General features: G+C 73.1%; 1 protein-coding gene. It reads left to right on the top strand.

Features of this window, described 5'->3' with window-relative positions; genetic code table 11:
• Positions 1 to 3,058: protein kinase domain-containing protein (locus AC08OJ_RS19490; protein WP_476596495.1), on the top strand; the 3,058-nt coding region annotated here is incomplete at both ends.

Below are 3,058 nucleotides of genomic sequence, written 5' to 3'. Positions count from 1 at the left end.
AACGTGGACGGCCTCGTGGCCGTGGGGGTGAACAGCGCGGTCGAGATCTACGATCCGTCCCGCCATTTCGACGCCATCGCGGTCCTGCCGCACGCGTCGAAGCCGTGGGCGTTGGCCTTCAGTCCGGACGGGCGGACCCTCGCCTCCGGTGCCGACGACCGCGCCCTGCGCCTGTGGGACGTGCCGGGGCCGACGCTGGTCGGGCACCACCGCTTCCTGTGGTCGACGGCGGTCCATCCGAACGGGCGGGTCCTGGCCACCGGGGACTACGGGCAGACCGTCCGGCTGTGGGATGCGCATGACCCCGATCGGCCGGTGTCGGCCGCCACGTTGACCGGATTCAACGCCGCGGTCGGCAGCGTCCGGTTCACCCCGAACGGCAGGGTTCTCATCGCCGGCAGCCTCGACTACGCCACCGACTTCGACGGCACGGTCACGCTGTGGGACGTCGCCGACATCCGCCGTCCCAGGCTGCTGTCCACCATCCATCCCGGCATCGGCGGGATCAAGGACCTGGAGGTCAGCCCGGACGGCCGGACCCTCGCGCTGGCCGGCACGAGCGCCCGACTGGCCTTGGTGGACATCTCCACCCCGGCCACGCCCCGGCAGCGGTCCGTCCTCGCAGGGCACCGCTACGACGTCGCCACCGTCAGTTTCAGTCCGGACGGGCGCACCCTGGCGTCCGGGAGCGGCGACCGGACCATCCGGTTGTGGGACATCACGACACCGGACCGACCGGCGGGCATCAGCACGATCATGGGCTTCACCAGCGCCCTGATCACCATCGCCTTCAGCCGGGACGGAAGGACCCTGGCCGTCGGCAGCTTCGACACGAAGGTCGCCCTGTGGGACGTCACGGACCGCCGGGCCCCGCGCACGCTGCCCTCGATCATCGGGTTGGGGGCCGGCGTCAACTCCATCGAGTTCAGCTCCGACGGCCGGCTCATGGCGGCGGGCGTCGGCGGCGCGAACGGTGTGGTGCGGCTGTGGGACAATGTCCGATCCGGCCGACCCGGTGCCGTACGCCACCTTCAGCGGCCGCTACAACGGCTTCGCGGCGGTCGCCTTCGCCCCGGGCACTGCCTTCATCGTCGGAGCGCCCTACCAGGTGATCGGATTCGTCTGGGACCTCGACCCGGCGAGCGTCGTCACGCGGCTGTGCGCGCGGGCCGGCGACCCGCTCACCCGCGAGGAATGGAAACAGTACCTGCCGGGCCTCGACTACGATCCGCCGTGCGGCTGACCGGACCGGAGCCGGAACGGTTCATCACCGACCGGGTGGCCGAGGCGCTCCCCGCCTACGAGGTGACCGCCATGCTCGGGCACGGCGGTCACGCCGTCGTTCTCGCGGGTCGCCACCGCCAGCTCGACCGGACCGTTGCGATCAAGGTCCTGTCGACCAGCGCGGCGGACGGCGGCGCCCACGGCCGGTTCCTGGCGGAGGCGCGCCTGCTGGCCGGGCTCGACCATCCCCACATAGTCCGCCTCTACGACTACGTCGAATCCGGGGACCTGTGCCTGCTCGTCATGGAGCGGCTGGCGGGCGGCACCGTGCGGGCCCGCGCGGCGAACGGGCTGACCGTCGACGTCGTCTGCGCGATCGGGTTGGCGACCGCCGCCGCGCTGGAATGCGCGCACGCGGGCGGGATCCTGCACCGCGACATCAAACCGGACAACATTCTCTTCAGCGCCGACGGCCTGCTGAAGGTCACCGACTTCGGGATCGTCAAGCTCATCGGCGCTTCCGGTGCGGCCCCGAGCACGCTCGTCGGTACCCCCGTCTACATGGCGCCGGAACAGTTCGACGGCCGGCCGCCGGGACCGGCGTGCGACCTGTACGCGCTCGGGATCGTCCTCTACGAACTGCTCAGCGGCCGCCCACCGTTCGTCCGGGTGCTGTCGATGGCGCAGCTGATGGACCATCATCTGCGCGTCGCGCCGCAACCACTGGACGCCGCGCCGCCGGCGATCGCCGCGGTGGTGGACCGGGCGCTGCGCAAGGAGCCCGGTGCACGCCCGCCGTCGGCCCACGCGTTCGCCCTGGATCTCGCCGCCGCAACGGCCCAGGCGCTCGGTGCGGACTGGCTCACCCGCTGCCCGCTGCCGCTGCGGCTCGACGACGATGTGCGCGACGCGGCGCGCGGCAGTCCGTCGGCCCGCACCCCGCCAGCCGTCCCGCCGCCAGCCGTCACGCCGCCAGCCGTCACGCCGTCAGCCACCGCCTCACCACGCCGATGGTCGGCCGGCGTGATCCGGCGCCGGTCCCTGAACCGGACCGCGCGGCGCGACCTCCGCCCGGCCGACATCACGTCCGCGCCGTTGCGGGTGGACTACCCGTACAGTGTGGTCGCCGCGCCGGACGGTGCGGTGTACGTGTCCCAACGGCTACGTCACCGGGTGCTCCGGATCGAACGCGACGGCCGGACGGTCCATGTGGCCGGCTCCGGCAAGAGCGGCCCGCACGGTGACGGGGGGCCGGCCGTCGACGCCGAGCTGGATAACCCGTGCGGGCTGGCTCTGGGCCCCGACGGTTCTCTGTTCATCGCGGACAGCTTCAACAATCGGATCCGCCGGGTCGCGCCGGACGGTCGGATCGTCACCGTCGCCGGCTCCGGCCGTCACGGCCCGCCGGCCGGCCCCGCCGCCCGGCACGCCACCTCACTCGACCTGGCGCACCCGCACGGCGTCTACGCCGACGCGGCGGGCCGGGTGTACGTCGCGAACACCGGCGGCCACCAGGTGATCCTGATCGACCCGGATCTGCGGGCGGCACCGCTGGCGGGAGCGGGTGTCCCCGGCCTGTCCGGAGATCATGGACCCGCCCAGTTCGCCCAGCTCCGGCGCCCGCACGACGTCACGGCCCCGCCCGGACGGAATGTCTACCTCGCCGACACCGACAATCACCTGCTGCGGGCGGTCGACGCCGACGGGACCATCTCCACGGCTGCCGGGATGTTCTACGGCGCGTCCCCCGACGACGGAGCCCCAGCCCGGATCGCGGACGTCGGTCGGCCCCACCCGCTGGCGCCCACCCCCCCGGTCGGGGTCGGTGACCAGC

It is taken from the genome of Frankia sp. CgKIO3 (genome assembly GCF_977946435.1).
Note: the sequence above shows the minus strand (reverse complement) of the source record. Positions and strands in the feature narration are given on the sequence as shown.